Here is a 19099-nt window from a genome sequence, read left to right as displayed (position 1 = left end):
GTCAACCGCGCCCGACGTACGGCATCCGGTTTGCCATGATCGTCAGAGTCGGGACATTCACGTCGAGTGGTAGATCTATCAGTTGCACAACGGTGTTCGCGACATGACGAGGATCGAATGTCGGCTCGGGCCTGGTGGTGCCGTCAGCTTGTCGTGCCGAGTGGCCGATTCCGGCTGTCATGTCAGTTGCCGCATTGCCGATGTCGATTTGACTGCAACAGATGTCGAATTCTCGGCCGTCGAGAGAGATCGACTTCGTCAAACCTGACACACCGTGTTTGGTCGCGGTGTAGGCGGCACTGTCAGGCCGGGGCGTGTGAGCGGAGAGCGACCCGTTGTTGATGATCCGGCCTCCTCTCGGATCCTGTGTTTTCATGATACGAATCGCTTCACGCGCACAAAGGAATACGCCGGTGAGATTGGCTGCGACTGTCGCGTTCCACGCTTCAGGATCGATCTCGTCCACACTCCCCGACGGACCGAATGTCCCTGCGTTGTTGACAAGCACATCGAGTCTGCCGAAACGCTCAGTCACGGATGTGAACAACCGGTGAACCGATTCGGGCGAGGACACATCAGCGGGAATTACCACTGCACGCTCGTGACCCCCACCTGTCGCTTCCAAGCTCACGCTGTTTCGACCAGCCAATACAACGTGGTGTCCTGCATCGAGTAGACCTCTGGCCATTGCGCGGCCGAGTCCCGACCCTGCACCGGTCACGACCACGACTCGGCCGACACGCTCAGTGATTGTCACCGTGTACCTCCGTTCCACGCCTGCCCACCAGGAAATCGAAATCGACTCCGCGGTCGGCCTGCATCACATGATCCACGAACAGTCGTTGATACCCACTCGTACTCTTTTGTACGCGTGGCGGCAACGCCTCGAGACGCCTGGCCAGCTCGTCGTCGTCGACGAGTACACGCAAGACTCCACGAGCAACATCCAACTCGATCAAATCACCATCCCTGACCGCGCCGAGAGGCCCACCGGCTCCCGCTTCAGGCGCAACGTGCAAAACGACTGTGCCGAAGGCTGTTCCGCTCATTCGCGCATCCGAGATCCTGACCATGTCTCGCACACCCTGCTCGAGCAGCCTTCGAGGGAGTGGCAGATTACCTACCTCTGGCATACCCGGAAACCCCTTCGGTCCAGCACCGGTGAGGACGATGACGTCGTCGGCTTCGATGTCGAGATCCGGCGAGTCGACGCGCGCCGAGAAGTCGTCCATTCCGTGAAACACGACCGCACGACCCACGTGGCTGAGCAACTCGGGCGACGCCGCAGACGGCTTGATCACTGCACCGTTCGGCGCGAGATTGCCGGTCAATACCGCTATGCCGGCTTGCTCCAGCAACGGTGCCGCCGTGCTACGAATTACGTCGTCATCCCAAATCGTTTCGCCGGAGTTGTTCTCACCGAGAGTCATTCCGGTAACCGTGGCGGCATCCAGATGGAGGATGTCTCCGAGCTCGGCGATCACCGCGGGCAGTCCGCCTGCGTAGAAGAAATCTTCCATCAAATAGGTACCCGAAGGCATGAGGTTGACCAGCAGGGGAACGTCACGACTCTGCTCCCCGAAATCGCTGAGTTCGAGGGGAATTTCCAGCCTCCCGGCGATGGCAAGCAAGTGCACCACAGCGTTGGTGGACCCACCGATAGCCGTGTTCACCTTGATCGCATTCTCGAATGAATTTCGGTCGACGACCGAAGACATCGTCAGGTTCTCGACGACCATCTCCACGATTCTCACGCCGCTGTCGCGTGCAAGTACACGTCGCCGTGAATCCACTGCCGGGATCGCAGCATTACCGGGCAGCGTGAGGCCCAAAGTCTCGACAATCGAAGCCATCGTCGACGCGGTGCCCATAGTGTTGCAGTGACCAGGCGATCGAGACATCGCCGATTCCGCTGCTCTGAACTCACATTCGCTCATGCACCCCGCTCGCACTGCTTCACTCATCTCGAACACCGAGGTTCCAGATCCGACAGTTTTACCTTGATGGCGGCCGTTCAACATGGGCCCACCGGATACGACAATGGTGGGAAGGTCACAACTGGCTGCGCCCATTACCAGCGCCGGGGTGGTTTTGTCGCAGCCGCAGAGCAGTACGACGCCGTCGATCGGATTGGCTCGAATCGACTCCTCCACGTCCATGCTGACGAGGTTCCGATAGAGCATCGTGGTGGGGCGGATGATCGTCTCACCCAATGACATCACCGGAAACTCAACTGGAAATCCGCCCGCTTCGATGACACCCAGTCGCACCTGCTCGGCCAGATCTCTGAAGTGAGCGTTGCACGGCGTGAGCTCGGAATACGTGTTGCAGATACCGATAACCGGTCGGCCGTCGAACATCCGATCAGGGATACCCTGGTTCTTCATCCACGAGCGGTGGATGAATGCATTGAGATCATTGCCTCCGAACCAATCCTGCGAGCGAAGTGTTCTACTCGTCGGTGTTCTACTCATCCGAACCCTCCAAACCAAGGATTGCCCTTGCCTCCCCAGGTGTTGCAGGCTGCATTCCGAGTCGCTGGACGATGTCGACGATGTTCTCCACCAAACGAACGTTCTCGGCCGGCTCCCCATTCGCGAGAAACGGATAGTCTTCGATTCCCACACGCACGTGCCCACCGAGCACGAGTGCATGAGTCAGACCACGCAGTTGATCTGGCCCGCTGATGCTCACGGAGAAGACCGATTTCTCCGGTAGGTGTTCCACCATCTGCTGCAAGATCTGCGGGGAGTACGGCATCGCATTCTGAAAAGTTCGATCAAGTCCCAGTACAAGATTGACGAGGTGCGGGCCAGGCTGCTCTTCGGTCAACGTACGTATCTCCTGGAGCAGATGTGACGGGCTGAAGGCCTCCCATTCAGGTTTGATTCCTAGTTCGCGCATTGACGCTGCCAGTTCGGCGGCACGACTGGGCGGCGTGTCCATCAGTACCTCACCGACCGGTGATGTCACATAGGCCGTGATGGCATCGAGCGTGCATGTGTCTGCTCCGCCATGCAGGCCCTGCAGCCTCGCGTCCCAGTCCACGACGCGCGTTCCGTCACTGCGAACACTCACCATGTCACCGTTGACTCCGCCGCCGGTCGAGTTGTTGATCACGATGTCGCAGCTTTGGCGGACAAGCGTATTCATCCGCCGATAGATTGCGGCATCACAGGTCGCTTGATCGTCCGGTCGTCGAGCATGAAGTGCTGCCACGCTGGCTCCAGCGCTGTGGCAGCGTGCCACATCCGCCGCAATCTGCTCAGGCTGAGTCGGAATGAACGGATTGTCGGCAACAGTGAGGAAGCCACCCGTCGGGGCAACTGTGACGATGACCTTGTCTCGCAGATCGCTCATGCCGGAACGCTCTTGTAGCTGGATGCGGCGAAGAACATGGCAATCGCCGATGCCCCAGGGTCCTCGACGCCCCTGGCGTGTTCTCCCACGTAGGTCGCGCGTCCGCGGCGGGCGAGCATCGCGCGAGTCGATTCGGCGCCGAGCCTCGCAGCCGTGGCCGCAGAGCTCAAGGCAGCAGACAAGGTTGCCCCGCTGACTGCCGCCTCGGTCAATGCGCTGGTTGCGGGGACCATGGCGTCGACCATGGTCTTGTGACCCACCTGGGCATTGCCGAGACGCTGCACCGCAGCTGTCGCCGTACCTAGGGCAGAAGCCAAGTCTGTTGCGGTCACTTCAACTCCAGAGACTGCTCCGATCCGGCCGAACCACAGACCGAGAAGTGGTCCGCTTGTCCCACCGATGCCGAGAAACGCATCCGACGTACGGGCGAACACTTCACCAGGACTGGTCGGCGGGTCGGAACGAAGTCGTTGCACCGCACTTCGCAGGCCCGTCCGCAGATTCATTCCGAAATCGCCGTCTCCGACAAGCCGGTCCAAATCTGTGAGGGAATCGAATTGATCTTCGGCGGCGTCGGCAAATCGATCGATCCACGCCCGAGTGTCCCCAACGCTCAACGTTGTCATCATGAAACTCTTTTCAGTAGTGCATATTCGAGTTACCAAGCGAGAGCGGGAGTGCGTACCGTTGCATCCCAGAGATCCACAAACTCCTCGGTCGAACGGAGAAGGGTGATAGAGAGCCCGTGCATATCCAATGCAGTGACGAAAGAACCTGCAATCACCCGATCCAAACCGATACCGGCATCCCCGAGGAAAGACTTCAATTCTGCAGTGGCAATCGATAATTCGAGTCCATGTGTTGCCCCTAGCCCATTCACTATCGCTATCACACCATCCCCGCGCTCCACCCCGACAGCATCGAGGATCGGCTCCGACAACTGCGCCACGAGTTCGGCGGCAGGAACCGTCGGACGCGTCTCACGTCCACGCTCGCCATGGATTCCGATGCCGAACTCCATCTCCCCCGGCGCCAGTTCGAAGGACGGACGATCCTGTCCGGGAGCCGTGCACGAGCGGAAAGCTGCACCCAACGTCGCCGACGCCGCCACCACCCGGCGCCCCAGGTCAGCGATCTCGGAAAGCGCCCAGTGCCGTTCCGCGGCCGCCCCACAAATCTTCTCCACGGCGATTACCGCAGCGGTACCACGACGTCCAGGTCCACCCTCGTCTGCAGTCGTCGTCGCGAGGTCGTCGTCGACCATCACGATCTCCACTTGCCGCTCAGTTCCGAGTAACTCGGCCGCGATCGAGAAATTCAGTTTGTCTCCGGTGTAGTTCTTCACGATGAGAAGTGCACCCCGTCCGGTCTCGACAGCATTGACCGCAGCACGGATCTGAAAGGCTGTGGGACTGGCGAAGACCGACCCAGGAACTGCGGCGTCCAACATGCCGGATCCGACGAACTCCGCGTGTAACGGCTCATGCCCGGCCCCGCCACCTGAGACCAACACAACTTTGTCTCGGGCGACAACCGCGCGAGTCACAAACAACGGATCTCGGTGGTAGGAGAGCATTTCCGGGTGCAGGATCTGAAGTCCTTCGAGCGCTTCGCGGACTACATCCTCGGGCCGGTTGACCACATGGCCGATCATGACGAACTCTCGGACGCCGACATTGGGCCGACAGGGAAGCGAACCGCAAACGCACTCACACACGTGCGAACGTTGTCACCGACCCGTATCCCAGCCGCCGCTGCGGGCTCGTTGACATACGAAACAGTTCCGTTGTGCCACATATCCATTCCATTGCTGATCTCGGCAGAGTCGTGACTGACCGCTACGCCGGCAAGTCCCGAATCTCCCATGCGGACGATTCCGATGATCCCCGCGTTGTCCTTGCCGATTCCGGCATCGTTCAGCACAGCCAACGCACAGCCCGTCGCAATCGCCATCCGCCCTGACTCTTGACCTCCGTTGGATGCCGCAACGACGATGCGGTCGCGGTCCGACCGTTCGATCTGCGACATACTGTCCATGACGACAATCTGTCTACCGTTCTCCACACCGACAATGTTCCGAAACATCAGTCGACGCTCCTCTCTATCAGTGCCAGCACTTCTTCGGAAACGCGGCTGCCCACACGCACACCCGCTGCGACTGCAGTCGGATTGGCATACGTCACGATGCCGCACTCCCACACGTCCTTGCCATCTCCGATACGCGAACTCTCGTGTCCGACTGCAATGCCGACGATCTTCTGGGCGTCGATCGCAGCCAAACCTGCGATTCCTGCCTTGTTCTTCCCTATGCCGGCGTCATTGCACACCACAACACGAACCCCGAACCCGACGGCGTACTCTCCAGCACTCGTCCCTCCGTGTGATCCGGTCACGATCACATCACCGGCCTGAGCCGAGGAAGCAAACGCAATCGAATCCATGATCCACACTCTCTTTCCGTTAGAGGAATGAACCAAAGTAGGTTCGGCACCTTCGGTTTCAACTACTCGCATGGACATCCACCCCTAGAATTCGACGTGCCTGATCAGGACTTGCGGGTTCACGCCCGTACCGCCGAGCGATCGAAACAACTTCGGCGACCAGATCAGGTGTGGAGGGGTATCCCAGTTCTTCGTAGTGGTAGTCACCGGCACCGATTGCTACATGGCCCCCGCGCTTGATCGACTCCTCCGCTGCTGCAAGAACATTGCCTCGGTAGGCCGAGACGATCCACTCCACTGGAAGATCAGTCGGCAGGAGGTCCAGTTGCGCACGTAGCCCTGCTGCTGTCGCCGGATGTGCAGCCGGAAACTCGTCACCACCGAGAATGAAAGCGATCACCAATGGTGACGACGGATTCCGCACCCTTGCGTGGGCGAAGATCGCGCGCGTCCAACTCACGTTGAATGACGTCTGATACGGCACCAGACCCAATTCACCAGCGCGCGAAAGTAACTCGATCTGTGTTCGAGTGTCGTTGACGAAGACCCTGGAATCGGTTGCGAACAAGCCTGTCGTCGCATCGATCAAGTCCATCGCCGCACAGCCCATATCGACGACCAAGAAGTCGGAACGTCGTTTCGGATCACTTTGGTTCGGGGCAAGATTCGACAGCCGCTCATCTATCGTGTAGCCGGGAACATTGGCCATCGACGGCGCAAGCAGCAGATTCGATACCGCCCGAACCCGCTCGACGATCTCTCCGTAGGTCGCCGCCGAGTGATCCACGCCGCCGTCCACGGCTCGACCGTGAAAATGCATCAACGACGCCCCCGCATCCTCACAAGCGCGAGCAGTGTCGGCTATTTCGCTGGGCGTCCACGGAATGTGGGGATTGGGTGCGCGCATGGTGTTCTCGTTGACGTGCACTCCGATGATTACCGGTTTCTCCGTTGTATCGGACGTTGCGTCAAGAGTCATGTCGCTCCTTCGCAAGATTCCAACCGGCTGTCATCGACTGACCTCCGTCGACCGTCCACGTCTGACCCGTCACGAAACCGGCGCCGGGACCAGCGACAAAGGTCACGACTTCGGCAATCTCAGCCGGCTCCGCGTAACGGCTCAACGGGATCGACTGCAAGATGGCGCTCTGCATTTCAGGGCTCTGGGCCCGACTTGCAAGCGGTGTCCGCGTCGAACCCGGTGCAACACAATTGACTCGGATCCCCTCGCCGGCGAGCTCGATCGCGAGTTGTGTGGTCAACGCGACCACGCCACCTTTCGAGGCGGAATACGCGGCACGGTCTACGCTGCCGCGTAGGCCGGAAACCGAGGCAATTGTCACCACCGATCCGCCGCCATCTCCGGCGAGCAGATCCACGAACTCCCTGACCACCGCAAACGTGGAAACGAGGTTCAGCTCGAGGGTTCGCCTGAATCGATCGGGTGTGGTGTGCCGGATCGGCGCGTTGTCCGCGGTTCCCGCCGAGGTCACAACCGTGTCGACACGACCGAACAGCTTTTCGGCGACGTCGCGAAGCCGTCGGATATCCCCCTCATCGGTGACATCCACTCGAACGCCGACTGTCCGTGTATCTGGTTCTGGCGCAGTGTCTCCGGATGTATGCGACAGGTCGGCAGAGATGACATTCCAACCCAAGTCGGCGAATCGTTTGCACGTTGCCAGGCCGATCCCCGATGCGCCACCAGTGACGATCGCTACCTTCCTACTCACGACTACAGCACCTTCCTCATGTCGCGAATGGGATTCGACCCGTCCCACTCCTTCGATGCAGCCTCGACTGCGCGAAACAGATCACCCTTCCTTCCGCTGACCTCCGAGATTTCGATGACTGTTCCCGGATACGGGCCGTCCTCGTAGTACACGAATCGCTCGTCCGGAGCGCCACTACCGGACCTACCACTCTGCAATTCGACGAGCCCTCGGTTCTTGGATTCCTCCATATATCGATCGAAATCCGTTGTCCAGTAGGCAACATGTTGAAGTCCTTCGAGCCCGCGATCGGCGAACTCGCGAAATGCCGACGGCTCATCGTTGTGTTGTTGAATCAGCTCGATCTGCGCGCTTCCGCTGTGCGCGAGCGCCACACTGAATCGAGGCGCACTCGACTTGCCACGGAAGACGAAGTCGTTCAACGGTTGGTCCTCCACGAAGAAGAAGGGGCCAACGCCGACAACGTCGATCCAATGCTTCAGCGCACTGTCGATGTCGTTGACCACAAAACCCAATTGGCGCAAAGGCCCGAAGTATCTACTCACGAAGTCCTCGTTTGTTCGTTGCCGACGAAACCACGGTCGACGACTGTGATCCTGATAAGTGATGATGTCCTGCGCATGCTCGCCTGAAGAATGAAGAATTCCCGTTGATCGGGAATCTTCCGGGCCGAGACTCGGCTCAAACCTGCTCAGGTGCAACCAAGGTTCCGGCGTCGCGCTCCGCCCGGTAATCCAGAGTCAGTTGGGCGTTGGCCTTGTCGGCCTTTCTGGTGATCACCTTGAGCAGCAGCACGATCAATGCTGCCGTCGCCAGCACCGCGGAGTACACCCCGATTGCCGGTGTGAAACTGTTGGTCGCGTCCTTGATCCAGCCGGTGACCTGTGGACCGAAATAGCCTCCGAGGTTACCCATTCCGTTGATGACACCGAAACCTGCCGCCAAGGCAGCGCCGGTAAGGAAGCTCGAAGGCATGGTGATGAAGATGCTCATCGAACTGTAGAGACCGATCCCGGCGATGCAGAATCCGAAGATGGCGACAACCGGTGTGGTGAAGAACAGCGCAGCAATAGCAAAACCGAGTGCTGCGACCGATGCGGCGATGGCGAAGTGCACGGGGCGCTCTCCGGCGCGGTCCGAATGGCGCGTCCACCAGATCATCGGTCCGATCGCAATCAGTGCAGGTAGTGCGGCAACCCATCCGATCTGATTGGTGCTCATCCCGAATTGCGCGTAAATCTGCGGCATCCAAATCTGGAAACCGTTGAGGCTGAAGGTGAAACAGATGAACACGGCGATCAACACCAGTACTCGTGGGTGCACGAGTCCCTGGAGGAAGCTGTGCTTACCGACGACCGCTTCGCGCTCTTGCGCCTCCGACTCGAGCGTATCGGTGAGCCAACCGCGTTCTTCCTCGGAGAGGAACTCCGCCTCGGAAGGCTTGTCCCGCAGAACCTTGTAGATCACAAACGCCATGACCACGGCGGGGACGCCGGTGAGAATGAATACCCATCGCCATCCGGAAAGCCCGAGAAAGCCGTCGATAGCCATCAGGTGTGTGGTGATCGGAGTACCCAGGCCGGAGATACAGATGAAGGTCACGATCCACGCCATTGCTTTGCCTCGATCCCGATTCGGGAACCACTTCGAGACGAAGAACAGCATGCCGGGCGAAAAGCCGGCTTCGGCAATACCCAACAGGAATCGTGCTGCCACCAATCCGCTGGCACCCTGAACGAACGCGGTTCCGATGGTGACCACGCCCCACGTGATCATGATTCGTGTGATCCAGCGCCGCGCACCGACCTTTGTGAGGATGTAGTTGCTCGGGGGTTCGCAGATCGTGTAACTCCAGAAATAGATTCCGGCCGCAAACCCGAACATCGAGGCCGATATTCCGAGTTCTTTGTTCATCGTCAATGCTGCAACGCCGATGTTCAATCGGTCGAGATACAGGACGATGTATGCCAATCCGATGACCGGCATGAAGCGGAGCATGACCTTCCGGACGGTCCTGGCCGGAAGGGGAAGTTGCTCGGTGACTGTTCTTTCGTGACGCATGATTCACCTCGTACTCATTCGAACACATCATTGTGATGGCTGACACAGAGACGATGCGGGTCGCGATTCGAACTTCACAGACACGATTCCCGATGATCGGTACTCGATTCGTGAGCAATCGACCGGCCGCGGTGACAAGAAGGCGGAGTGCCTGTCGGTTTCGACAGGCACTCCGCGCGGTGAAACATAGGCGTTCCGGGGGTATTCAGCCAGTCAGCTCGCTTTTGATCTCGTTCTTGAGAACTTTGCCGACCTTGGAGCGAGGTAGATCGTCCCAGACGATGACTTGCTTCGGAGTCTTCACACTTCCGATGCGAGACTTCACGAAAGCCATCACCTCGGCGCCGTCGATGTCGGCGCCGAGGTGCGGTTGCACCACTGCCACAACGCGTTCGCCCCACTTGTCGTCCGGCAACCCGATCACTCCGCAGTCCTGAATCCCCGGATACGCCATGAGTGCCTGCTCCACCTCGACCGAATAGACGTTGAAACCGCCGGTGATGATCATGTCCTTCGCACGATCGACGATGAACAGAAAATTGTCCTCGTCCAGGTACCCGATATCGCCGGTGTGATGCCAGCCGTGGGCCGACGCTTCCGCGGTTGCGTCGGGGTTCTTGTAATAACCCGCCATCACCAACGAACTGCGAATCACCACCTCACCACGCTCGCCACGTCCGAGCAGCGCGCCTTTGTCGTCCATGATCCCCACCGTCACCAGCGGCGAAGGTCGACCCGCCGACGAGAGTCGCGACGTTGCGACAGTGCCGTCCGGGCCGAAGTGCTCCTTCGGTGACATCGTCGAGATCATCATGGGGGCTTCGCTCTGCCCGAACAGCTGAGCCATGACCGGTCCGATCTTGTCGATCGCCTCCTCTAGCCTGGTCGGGGAGATCGGTGCCGCGCCGTACCAGAAACACTGCAGCGAGCTACGATCCGTTACCGCGAGGTCCTCGTGCTCGAGCAACATGTAGATGAGCGTCGGCGGCAGGAAGGTGTGAGTCACCTTGTGCTTCTGAATGTTCGCGAGGAAGCACCCGAGATCGGGCTTCGGCATGATCACCACTTCGCCGCCGAGGGCCATGATCGGGAAGCACAAAACACCGGCGGCGTGAGTCAACGGCGCCAACGCCAGATACACCGGGCGCCCCTCGAATGGATAACTCATCAAAGTGATTGCGGTCATTGTCTCGATGTTGTGCCCGGTCAACATCACGCCCTTGGGGCGGCCCGTCGTACCACCGGTACCGACCAGCATGGTGACGTCGTCGGGCGCCGCGGCGTCGAGTTCTTCCTCCCCGAGCCAGCTTTCGAGGGACTGTGCCGAATCCCATTCGCCGTCGATACAGACGAGCGTCACCAACTGTGGAAGCGCGTCCTTGATCTGGTCGACGAGCGGCGCATAGGACTTCTGGAAGAACAGAGCGCGACAATCGAACAGATCCAACAGGTCTCGGTTCTCCGCAGCTTCGTTGCGAGGGTTGATCGGGCACCAGACCGCGCCAGCCCTACTGATACCGAATACGCAGGAGAACGAGATCGGGTCATTGCCGGACAAAATCGCGACCTTCTCGCCCGCCGCGATGCCCGAAGCCGCGAGCGAAGCTGCGAAACGTCGGCTGAACTGTTGCACCTCGCCGTAGGAGAGAGTGCGCTCCCCCATCGTCAAACACGGTGCGGTGGAACCAAGAGAGGCTCCCTTGTCGAGATAGTCGGTCAAACGCATGGGGAGCCTCCAGGGCGGGGCTCCCGGCGCGACGCACGCCGGGAGCCGTGAACATGATGACGGGGGCGACGAGCTAGGCGTTGATGGTTACTTCCGGCTCCAGAGCCAGCCCGAAACTACGTAGCGCGCCAAGCAGTTCGCGATGGCCGAACGCCTGGCAAGCCGAGGCAAGCCCGGTCCTCTTGGGCGCCTGCTGAAGCAACGAATGCGCTGCATAGGCGTGCAGGAGGCCCGTCTGCTTGTAGTTGCAGTTTCCGTGGATCACGACGTGCGAGCGACCCAGCGGTCCCGACGCGTAGACGGAGTCGAGTGAGGTGTTGATGCGCGGATTTTCACGAGGGGGCATACCCGCCTGAACCGAACCGGCGATCTCGGCCAAGGCGGCTTCCTGCTCGTCGGCGGGCAGGGTCTTGATCTGCTCCTCCACGATCTTCTGTGTCGCGACAACACCTTCCATCACGGTGCGGTCGAACACCCCACCCGCAGCCTTGACGTTGGAAACTCGCGGATCGTTCTTGAACCACACCGGGTGGCAAGTTCCGCCCCACGGCAATGCAAGCGCAGTTTCGTGCTGGCCGGGAACGACGACGTCGAAAGTCTGGCCGGGCGCCCACTGCACGTACTTGTTCTGTTCGAGGTAGTACCAGTTCGCCTTGAGGATGGTGAAGATCGTCTGAGTGGAGGCGTAGGTGGGAAATCCCTTCCACAGCACGAGAATGTCGAGCGTATCGAGACCCGGCGTTTCCAGTGCGATGTTGGCCGCGATCTCACCGGTGGTGTACATCTGCGCGATACCGGGCGAGAGAAGCAGGCCCTTCTCCTGGTACTTGTCGCCGAACTTCTCCTGGACGTCGAGTACCCAGTCCTGCTCACCGGTGGTGTCCATGTAGTGGCAACCGGCATTCAACGCGGCCTCGACGACGGTGCCGCCAAGCTTGATGAACGGCCCGACCATGTTGCTGACAACCTGTGCGCCGGTGAACAGTTCAGTGAGCGCCTCGACGGTGTGCTCGACCTCGACGACCTCGTGATCGACGGTGTCCAAACCGGGGATCTTGTCGAGGACCTCTTGGATGCGAGCGGCATCGCGGCCGGCTGCGATGAACGGGATGTTGAACTCGCGCAGGTATTCACACACCAGACGGCCGGTGTACCCGGAGACGCCGTAGACGATGACTGGCTTCTTTTCGGACATGTTCGTGGAACCTTTCGAAGACGTGAGAAGGGTGTACGTACGAATGGGGAGGGCAGTTACATGCCCATGCCACCGTCGACCGGTAGGCCGATTCCGGTGATGAATCGCGCGGCGTCGGAGGACAAGAACACCACGGCGTCGGCCATGTCGTTCACTTCACCGAGGCGGCCGAGCGGGGTGAGACCGATGACGTCGCCGACTGCCGCTTCGGCACTGGGCCACAGGCCGAGCTTCTCCATGTCCGCCGCGAGTCCGAGACCCATCTCCGTGGCGACGAGGCCCGGGTAGATGCAGTTGACGCGGACCCCGTAGCCGAGCTTGCCCGACTCGGCGGCGGCAACTCTGGTGAAGCGATCGACCGCGGACTTGGTCGCGGAGTATCCACTGATCCCGGGAAACGGAATGGTTGCGGCCACTGAAGAGATGTTGATGATGGAGCCGCCGGTTCCGGCTACGCCACCCGGACGCATGCTGCGGAGTCCGTGTTTGGTTCCGAGCGCTGTTCCGAGGATGTTGACCTCACACATACGGCGGATGTCGCCCGGATCGAGGTCAACCACCAGCGAGGAAATCTCGATGCCTGCGTTGTTGACGAGGATGTCGAAGCCGCCGAGAGTCTCCGCGGTGGCCGCGACTGCCTCTTCCCAGTTGGCGTCGTCGGTGACGTCCAGCTTTACGAACCCGGTTTTGACTCCGCCCGAACCAACGGCCTCTGCGGTGGCACGACCTTCGTCTTCGAGAACATCGCCGATCATCACCGACGCCCCCGCCTTCGCCAACGCCTCAGCCATTCCGGCTCCGAGCCCCTTGGCACCACCTGTGACCAGTGCTTTTCGTCCCTCGAGATCAAACACGCTCATTTTCGACTGCCTCCATGACTGAAACGACTCTCGCGATGCCACCGTTCACAGCGACGCTGCCAAGTGGTGTGAGTCACAGAGTATTCAACTTTGGACGAGTGTCAAGAGAAATCTTGACGACTGTCAAGATTTTGTTACACGCTCGTCAAAGACCAGGGGTTACACTGATTCGGACGCGGCGATCGTGCCGCTGTGGAAACCGCAGGGAACAGGACGTGCCATCGTGACCACGACAGTCGAGAAGCCAAGTGGGGCAGGGAAAAAGGCTGCACCTAGTTCCCTGGACAAGCAGTCGAACGCAGACAAGGTGTCACGTCGTCAGGTCGACAAATTTTCCGAGCGACGTGATCAACTGGCCGAGGCCGCACTGCAAACGCTGGCCGAACTAGGCTACGCACGCACGAGCCTGCGCGAAATCGCCCAGAATTCGGAGTTCTCCCACGGCGTCCTGCACTACTACTTCAGCGACAAGGTCGATCTCATCACCCACTGCGTGCGCCACTACAAGGCACGCTGCGTCACCCGCTACGACGGCATCGTCGCCACCGCTCAGACGCCGGAGGAACTGAAAACGGGTTTCGGCGCGCTGCTCGCCGAGACCATGATCGACGAGCCGACGATGCACCGCCTCTGGTACGACCTGCGCGCGCAGTCGATGTTCGAGGAGTCGTTCCGAACCGACGTGGCCGCGATCGACGAGAGTCTCGAAAACATGATCTGGCGCATCGTCTCTCGCTATGCCGAGCTTCTCGACGTGGAGCCCTCGGTCACCTCGCCGGCGATGTACGCGATCTTCGACGGCCTGTTCCAGCAGAGTCTGCTTCGCCACCTGTCCGGTGATCAGACTGCCGCGAACTATCTTTCGGAGAGCGTCCAGCAGATGCTGCCCCTGGTAGTGCCCACACCCTGAGCCGGCACCACGTCCTGAGTCGACTCAGCGAGCAGCGATGCCTTCCGCGACGTACCTGGCACCGCGATCGAATTCGCCGACCACGTCGTAATCGGCGTCTTGCCGCCAGAAGCGAACCAACGCTCCGTACGTACCGCCGATGATCTGCGCGAGAAACAGCGGCGGGTAGTCCGATCTCACTTCGCCGGCTTCGATACCGGCAGTGACGATCCGCAGAAGTTCCACATGGAACCGATGATCGTGTGCCGCCCCCGCTCCGGAGGAGGCGAAGTCGCGCTCGAGTTCTGCAGTCACCATGCGCAGATAGCGCGGATGCATGATCGCTTGTTGCGCAAAGTCCTGAAAAATCCGGGAGATCCGATCAGAGGTCGGCATCGGAGATTCCATGAGCTGATCCACCAGTGCCGCAAGCTGATCGAGATGATCACTGTGCAGCGCCTCGAGAACCGAGTCCTTGCCCTGGAAGTAATTGAAGAAGGTGGCTCGCGACACCTCGGCTCGCTCGGCGATGTCGTCGACGGTCGTGCTGGCGAAACCCTTTGCCGAGAACAGAATTCGAGCAGCTAAGAGCAACCTGTCGTTGGTATCGCGCTTGTTCTGTTCTCGTTTGGAAATCACGTCGACCTGCCTTTCTCCGCCTCAGAACACAGTCTTCGCCACAGTCCGGAATGTGTCCAATGTCGGTCTCGCCAGTTGACGCACCACCCCTTCGATAGATGGACTACAGTCCAATTATGTCGACTGTTTCCACAGAACGCCACGACCGCGTTCTCATCGTCAGGATCGAACGCGAAGAACGTCGTAATGCGATCAATCGTGAAACTGCCGAGGGAATCGAAGCCGCACTGAACCTTCTCGACGACGACCCTTCTCTGTGGGTCGGCATCATCACCGGAACCCCCAACATCTTTTGCGCCGGAACCGATATCCGAGAGCGAGCCGACCTTCGCATGCCTCGCGGCGGTGAGTACGGCGTCATTCGGCGTCAGCGAAACAAGCCTCTGATCGCCGCAGTGGAGGGATACGCGCTGGGCGGCGGCTTCGAAATCGCATTGGCCTGCGATCTGATCGTCGCTTCCGCCACAGCACAATTCGGTCTACCCGAAACCAAACGCGGTCTGGTTGCGACGTCCGGTGCGCTCTTTCGGGCGCCACGTGCCCTTCCGATCAATGTCGCTCGCGAACTCCTGATCACCGGGCGCACTCTCGATCCCGATCGAGCGAAAGATCTCGGCGTCGTCAATGCAGTGACTGCCCCGGGTAAGGCGCTCGACGAGGCTCTGGTGATGGCGGCCGAGATCTGCGAGTCCTCTCCGACCTCGGTAAGCCTGAGCCTGAAGGCAATCGACGCTCTCTACGCCGAGGCCGATACTGCCGGATGGACCATCACCGACGACGCCAAGGACGCGGTGCTCCGATCGCCGGACATCGCCGAAGGACTCGACGCTTTTGCGAGCCGTCGGACGCCGCAGTGGAGCGGACTGCCGCCCACATGAGCGACCACGATCCGAGACGGATTTCCTATAGGGCTGGTCGGAAAGGGTGTGAACCGGTTACAGTCTCTTCCGTGACTGGAATTGGCGCATACGAGACGGGCACGCTGCTGACGCGGCGACGCCATGTCGATTTTGCGCACGTCTGTACATCCGGGTGTCCGATCTACTGATCGGACCTACGACGTGAGCGCCGCTCACGTCGATACTCGTATGTACACCCAGATCAGGGGACATTTCTGTCATGACCACCGCTTCGATCTCGCACCTGAGTTCCGTCGTAGCAGCCAATGCCGACGCCATCGACAAGGACGCAAGCAAAGCGCACGTCGTCTTCAAGGCATCCGCTCAGGCGCACGACGCCGTTGCCAGCACCATTTCTCTCGGTAAGTACACCGTCGAGGTCGACGAGCCGCCGGCCCTCGGCGGCGAGAACACCGCAGCCAATCCCGTCGAGTACTACCTCGCATCCCTGCTCTCCTGCCAGGTGGTCACCTACCGTGTGTGGGCGGACAAGCTCGGTATCGCGCTCGACGACATCTCGGCCAGGGCAGAAGGCGACCTCGACGTTCGTGGATTCTTCGGATTCGACGATGCCGTCCGCCCGGGATTCTCCGAGGTTCGCGTCGTGGTGACCCTGACCGGTCCGGAAACTCGCGAGCGATACCTCGAGTTGCAGGAGACGGTCGACGCCCACTGCCCCGTACTCGATCTCACCCGAAATCCCGTCCCAGTGCATACAGTCGTCGAAACCGCCTGACCCGCACCAACCCACCTTCACCACGGAGTATGAATTCATGAGCGAGAACACCCCCGTCGACACCGATCCGACCGCAGATTGGTCGTTCGAAACCAAGCAGGTCCACGCCGGACAGGGCCCGGACAGCGCTACCAACGCTCGAGCGCTTCCGATCTACCAGACCACCAGCTACGTCTTCGACAACACCGACCATGCGGCGGCGCTCTTCGGCCTCGCCGAGCCGGGCAACATCTACACCCGCATCATGAATCCGACGCAGGACGCCGTCGAGCAGCGCATCGCCGCTCTCGAAGGCGGAGTCGCGGCTCTGCTGGTTGCGTCCGGTCAGGCCGCCGAGTCCTTCGCGATCCTCAACCTCGCCGAGGCCGGGGACCACATCGTCTCCAGCCCTCGCCTGTACGGCGGCACGTACAACCTCTTCCACTACACGCTGCCCAAGCTCGGCATCACCGTCGACTTCGTCGAGGACCCGGACAACCTCGATCACTGGCGTGAGGCAATCCGTCCGAACACCAAGGCGTTCTACGGCGAAACCATCTCCAACCCCAAGAACGACGTGTTCGACATCCCCGGCATCAGCGCAGTCGCTCATGAGCACGGCATCCCGCTGATCGTGGACAACACGGTTGCAACTCCGTACCTCATTCAGCCGCTGAAGCACGGCGCCGACATCGTCGTCCACTCCGCCACCAAATACCTTGGTGGACACGGCACCGCGATCGCCGGCGTCATCGTCGACGGCGGCACGTTCGACTGGACCCAGGGACGCCACACCAACTTCACGACCCCCGACCCCAGCTACCACGGCGTCACCTTCGCCGATCTCGGTGCACCCGCCTACGCCCTCAAGGCACGCGTTCAGCTTCTGCGCGACCTCGGCTCGGCCATCGCACCGTTCAACGCCTTCCTCATCTCGCAGGGCATCGAGACACTGAGCCTGCGCATCGAGCGCCACGTGTCCAACGCCCAGAAGGTCGCGAAATTCCTCGAGGGCCGCGCTGAAGTCACGTCGGTCGCGTACGCCGGACTGGAATCCTCACCCTGGCACGAGCGTGGAAAGCAGCTGGCTCCCAAGGGAACCGGCGCCATCGTCGCGTTCGAGCTCGCCGGTGGAGTCGATGCAGGCAAGAAGTTCGTCAACGCACTGACGCTGCACAGCCATGTCGCCAACATCGGTGACGTTCGCTCACTCGTCATCCACCCCGCGTCGACGACGCACTCGCAGCTCACCCCCGAGGAGCAGCTCGCTTCGGGTGTCACCCCGGGGCTCGTCCGCCTCGCGGTCGGTATCGAAGGAATCGACGACATCCTCGCCGACCTCGAAACCGGTTTGGCAGCAGCAGCTTCCTGATCGAGCACACGAAAAAGCTCGGTCCCGACAGGCGTCGGGACCGAGCTTTTTTGTTGCGTCAGAACTAGCTCTTGGGAGTGAACGCGGCCAGCGGTTCACTGTCGGACCAGTCATGGCCCCAGTAGCTGTCCGCCGTGATTTCCTCAGCGGTGTAGAAGGTTTCGTCGACAAGCGTGCCTTCACAACCGAACTCGAGATCCCAGCCACCGGGTGCGCGCACGTAGAACGAGACCATCTTGTCGTTCGTGTGGCGACCCAACGTCGAGGAGATCGAGAAGCCGAGCTTGGCAACACGATCGAGAGCCTGACCGACGGCGTCGAGAGTCTCGGCTTCCATCATCAGATGCACGAGACCGGGTTCGTCAACCGGCGGCGCCGGGCACAGCGCCAGGCTGTGGTGGCGCTGGTTGACACCCATGAAGCGAACGCGGCGAGCCGGCGGCGGCGCATCGATTCCGCCGAGACGGATGGAACCGCGCGGGAGGAATCCGAGCACCTCGGTGTAGAAGGTGTACGCCTCGTCGAAACGCGTAACCGGAAGCACCACATGGCCGAGTCCCTGATCACCGGTGACAAAGCGGCCGCCGTGCGGGGTGACCAACGGGCTGTGGTCGAGTACCGGTCCGAAGAAAACCTCGACGCGGTTGCCATTGGGATCGTCGAATGCGATGACCTGCTCGGCATCGCGGTAGCTGGCGTCGACCTCGGAAAGAACCTCGACCTCGACTCCGGCCTTCTCGACCTCTTCACGAACACGCTGGAGCGCGAACTGATCTCGCACTTCCCAGCCCACTGCGAGAGCCTTGTCCGTCTCACCGGGCAGGACGATCAGTCGCGCACGACGCTCGTCCAGGCGCAAGTAGAGGCCGTCGGCTTCCGGGCCACTACCGACCGCGAGGCCGAGTCCGTCGACCACGAGCTCGCGCCAGCGAGCCACGTCCTGCGTTTGGATCCTGAGATACCCCAGGCCCCGAATTTCAGTCATGCCTAACCGTCCTTGCTTCGAGAGTGATTGTGGGACTAGATCATCGAGCGGTGGATGCCCTGCGGTTCGCCACCGAGCTGCGAGAGCGTCGACGCGTGGAAGATGGAACCGGGTACGTGGATCGCGTGCGCGAGACCGGCATGCGCGTCACGCCAGAACCGCTGCATCGGCGTGTTCAACTGCAACGCGCCACCACCGGAACGAGCAAAGATCTCGTCCACCGC

20 protein-coding genes and 1 pseudogene are annotated in these 19099 nt (G+C 60.6%); 4 read left to right on the top strand and 17 right to left on the bottom strand.

Features of this window, described 5'->3' with window-relative positions:
* Nucleotide 1 precedes the first annotated feature (1 nt).
* The 14 genes from AC2ETI_RS06400 to AC2ETI_RS06335 form a co-directional block, all read right to left on the bottom strand.
* Entirely contained in the window at nucleotides 2-757 is a 756-nt protein-coding gene (locus AC2ETI_RS06400; protein WP_007732761.1) for an SDR family oxidoreductase, read from the bottom strand.
* Nucleotides 744-2474 (bottom strand): IlvD/Edd family dehydratase, encoded by a 1731-nt coding sequence (locus AC2ETI_RS06395; protein ID WP_019745364.1) that lies wholly within the window; start codon nucleotides 2472-2474, stop codon nucleotides 744-746. Before AC2ETI_RS06395 ends, AC2ETI_RS06400 begins: the two co-directional genes overlap by 14 nt.
* Complete coding sequence (locus AC2ETI_RS06390) at nucleotides 2467-3360, bottom strand: beta-keto acid cleavage family enzyme (protein WP_020909189.1); 894 nt, start codon at nucleotides 3358-3360, stop codon at nucleotides 2467-2469. Before AC2ETI_RS06390 ends, AC2ETI_RS06395 begins: the two co-directional genes overlap by 8 nt.
* Nucleotides 3357-3986: a dihydroxyacetone kinase subunit DhaL gene (gene dhaL, locus AC2ETI_RS06385; protein WP_029256296.1), complete on the bottom strand. Its 630-nt coding sequence runs from the start codon at nucleotides 3984-3986 to the stop codon at nucleotides 3357-3359. The genes AC2ETI_RS06390 and dhaL overlap by 4 nt, the downstream gene beginning before the upstream one ends.
* Nucleotides 3987-4018: 32 nt before the next feature.
* Nucleotides 4019-5014 carry a dihydroxyacetone kinase subunit DhaK gene (locus AC2ETI_RS06380; RefSeq protein ID WP_029537040.1) on the bottom strand — a complete coding sequence of 332 codons (996 nt, stop codon included), beginning with the start codon at nucleotides 5012-5014 and terminating at the stop codon, nucleotides 4019-4021.
* A complete protein-coding gene (locus AC2ETI_RS06375) occupies nucleotides 5011-5445 on the bottom strand; it encodes a hypothetical protein (protein WP_020909192.1) in 435 nt (144 codons plus the stop codon). The genes AC2ETI_RS06380 and AC2ETI_RS06375 overlap by 4 nt, the downstream gene beginning before the upstream one ends.
* Nucleotides 5445-5801 (bottom strand): hypothetical protein, encoded by a 357-nt coding sequence (locus AC2ETI_RS06370; protein WP_127160019.1) that lies wholly within the window; start codon nucleotides 5799-5801, stop codon nucleotides 5445-5447. The genes AC2ETI_RS06375 and AC2ETI_RS06370 overlap by 1 nt, the downstream gene beginning before the upstream one ends.
* Nucleotides 5802-5859: 58 nt before the next feature.
* A complete protein-coding gene (locus tag AC2ETI_RS06365) occupies nucleotides 5860-6780 on the bottom strand; it encodes a beta-keto acid cleavage family enzyme (protein WP_483633674.1) in 921 nt (306 codons plus the stop codon).
* Entirely contained in the window at nucleotides 6770-7534 is a 765-nt protein-coding gene (locus tag AC2ETI_RS06360; protein WP_019745367.1) for an SDR family NAD(P)-dependent oxidoreductase, read from the bottom strand. Before AC2ETI_RS06360 ends, AC2ETI_RS06365 begins: the two co-directional genes overlap by 11 nt.
* Nucleotides 7535-7536: 2 nt before the next feature.
* Entirely contained in the window at nucleotides 7537-8079 is a 543-nt protein-coding gene (locus AC2ETI_RS06355) for a VOC family protein (protein WP_024488162.1), read from the bottom strand.
* 136 nt (nucleotides 8080-8215) lie between these two features.
* On the bottom strand, nucleotides 8216-9595 hold the full coding sequence (locus AC2ETI_RS06350) for an MFS transporter (protein ID WP_019745369.1): 1380 nt from the start codon (nucleotides 9593-9595) through the stop codon (nucleotides 8216-8218).
* Between the two features lie 205 nt (nucleotides 9596-9800).
* Nucleotides 9801-11321: an AMP-binding protein gene (locus AC2ETI_RS06345; protein WP_483633673.1), complete on the bottom strand. Its 1521-nt coding sequence runs from the start codon at nucleotides 11319-11321 to the stop codon at nucleotides 9801-9803.
* 73 nt (nucleotides 11322-11394) lie between these two features.
* Entirely contained in the window at nucleotides 11395-12516 is a 1122-nt protein-coding gene (locus tag AC2ETI_RS06340) for a DUF5938 domain-containing protein (protein ID WP_019745371.1), read from the bottom strand.
* A 56-nt stretch (nucleotides 12517-12572) separates the two neighbouring features.
* Nucleotides 12573-13376 carry an SDR family NAD(P)-dependent oxidoreductase gene (locus tag AC2ETI_RS06335; RefSeq protein WP_019745372.1) on the bottom strand — a complete coding sequence of 268 codons (804 nt, stop codon included), beginning with the start codon at nucleotides 13374-13376 and terminating at the stop codon, nucleotides 12573-12575.
* Between the two features lie 280 nt (nucleotides 13377-13656).
* Between AC2ETI_RS06335 and AC2ETI_RS06330 the strand changes: the two genes are divergently transcribed.
* Nucleotides 13657-14286: a TetR/AcrR family transcriptional regulator gene (locus tag AC2ETI_RS06330; RefSeq protein WP_134999097.1), complete on the top strand. Its 630-nt coding sequence runs from the start codon at nucleotides 13657-13659 to the stop codon at nucleotides 14284-14286.
* A gap of 24 nt (nucleotides 14287-14310) precedes the next feature.
* Here AC2ETI_RS06330 and AC2ETI_RS06325 read toward each other — a convergent pair whose 3' ends face one another.
* Nucleotides 14311-14904 carry a TetR/AcrR family transcriptional regulator gene (locus tag AC2ETI_RS06325; RefSeq protein ID WP_428690989.1) on the bottom strand — a complete coding sequence of 198 codons (594 nt, stop codon included), beginning with the start codon at nucleotides 14902-14904 and terminating at the stop codon, nucleotides 14311-14313.
* A gap of 116 nt (nucleotides 14905-15020) precedes the next feature.
* Between AC2ETI_RS06325 and AC2ETI_RS06320 the strand changes: the two genes are divergently transcribed.
* The 3 genes from AC2ETI_RS06320 (at nucleotide 15021) to AC2ETI_RS06310 (ending at nucleotide 17890) form a co-directional block, all read left to right on the top strand.
* The gene (locus AC2ETI_RS06320; protein ID WP_029537047.1) at nucleotides 15021-15782 is read left to right on the top strand and encodes an enoyl-CoA hydratase-related protein; all 762 of its coding nucleotides are present in this window, start codon (nucleotides 15021-15023) and stop codon (nucleotides 15780-15782) included.
* Nucleotides 15783-16023: 241 nt separating this feature from the next.
* Complete coding sequence (locus AC2ETI_RS06315; protein ID WP_019745376.1) at nucleotides 16024-16539, top strand: OsmC family protein; 516 nt, start codon at nucleotides 16024-16026, stop codon at nucleotides 16537-16539.
* 37 nt (nucleotides 16540-16576) lie between these two features.
* Complete coding sequence (locus AC2ETI_RS06310) at nucleotides 16577-17890, top strand: bifunctional o-acetylhomoserine/o-acetylserine sulfhydrylase (protein ID WP_019745377.1); 1314 nt, start codon at nucleotides 16577-16579, stop codon at nucleotides 17888-17890.
* A gap of 64 nt (nucleotides 17891-17954) precedes the next feature.
* Here AC2ETI_RS06310 and bphC read toward each other — a convergent pair whose 3' ends face one another.
* Both bphC and AC2ETI_RS06300 read right to left on the bottom strand, forming a co-directional pair.
* Nucleotides 17955-18875, bottom strand: coding sequence for a biphenyl-2,3-diol 1,2-dioxygenase (gene bphC / locus AC2ETI_RS06305; protein WP_020909199.1), 921 nt, complete (start codon nucleotides 18873-18875; stop codon nucleotides 17955-17957).
* Between the two features lie 35 nt (nucleotides 18876-18910).
* Nucleotides 18911-19099 (bottom strand): annotated as a pseudogene (locus AC2ETI_RS06300) (hydroxylase); the annotation flags it as partial.

The organism is Rhodococcus sp. MurmanLake-1, from assembly GCF_056945715.1.
The sequence above is the reverse complement of the archived record's forward strand: the minus strand, read 5'-3'. Positions and strand labels throughout refer to the sequence as shown.

Coding starts and splice junctions, on each gene's coding strand:
- AC2ETI_RS06395 (WP_019745364.1), bottom strand. CDS start 2,474: ATGAGTAGAACACCGACGAGTAGAACACTTCGCTCGCAGGATTGGTTC.
- AC2ETI_RS06390 (WP_020909189.1), bottom strand. CDS start 3,360: ATGAGCGATCTGCGAGACAAGGTCATCGTCACAGTTGCCCCGACGGGT.
- dhaL (WP_029256296.1), bottom strand. CDS start 3,986: ATGACAACGTTGAGCGTTGGGGACACTCGGGCGTGGATCGATCGATTT.
- AC2ETI_RS06380 (WP_029537040.1), bottom strand. CDS start 5,014: ATGATCGGCCATGTGGTCAACCGGCCCGAGGATGTAGTCCGCGAAGCG.
- AC2ETI_RS06375 (WP_020909192.1), bottom strand. CDS start 5,445: ATGTTTCGGAACATTGTCGGTGTGGAGAACGGTAGACAGATTGTCGTC.
- AC2ETI_RS06370 (WP_127160019.1), bottom strand. CDS start 5,801: ATGGATTCGATTGCGTTTGCTTCCTCGGCTCAGGCCGGTGATGTGATC.
- AC2ETI_RS06365 (WP_483633674.1), bottom strand. CDS start 6,780: ATGACTCTTGACGCAACGTCCGATACAACGGAGAAACCGGTAATCATC.
- AC2ETI_RS06350 (WP_019745369.1), bottom strand. CDS start 9,595: ATGCGTCACGAAAGAACAGTCACCGAGCAACTTCCCCTTCCGGCCAGG.
- AC2ETI_RS06345 (WP_483633673.1), bottom strand. CDS start 11,321: ATGCGTTTGACCGACTATCTCGACAAGGGAGCCTCTCTTGGTTCCACC.
- AC2ETI_RS06340 (WP_019745371.1), bottom strand. CDS start 12,516: ATGTCCGAAAAGAAGCCAGTCATCGTCTACGGCGTCTCCGGGTACACC.
- AC2ETI_RS06335 (WP_019745372.1), bottom strand. CDS start 13,376: ATGAGCGTGTTTGATCTCGAGGGACGAAAAGCACTGGTCACAGGTGGT.
- AC2ETI_RS06320 (WP_029537047.1), top strand. CDS start 15,021: ATGTCGACTGTTTCCACAGAACGCCACGACCGCGTTCTCATCGTCAGG.
- AC2ETI_RS06315 (WP_019745376.1), top strand. CDS start 16,024: ATGACCACCGCTTCGATCTCGCACCTGAGTTCCGTCGTAGCAGCCAAT.
- AC2ETI_RS06310 (WP_019745377.1), top strand. CDS start 16,577: ATGAGCGAGAACACCCCCGTCGACACCGATCCGACCGCAGATTGGTCG.
- bphC (WP_020909199.1), bottom strand. CDS start 18,875: ATGACTGAAATTCGGGGCCTGGGGTATCTCAGGATCCAAACGCAGGAC.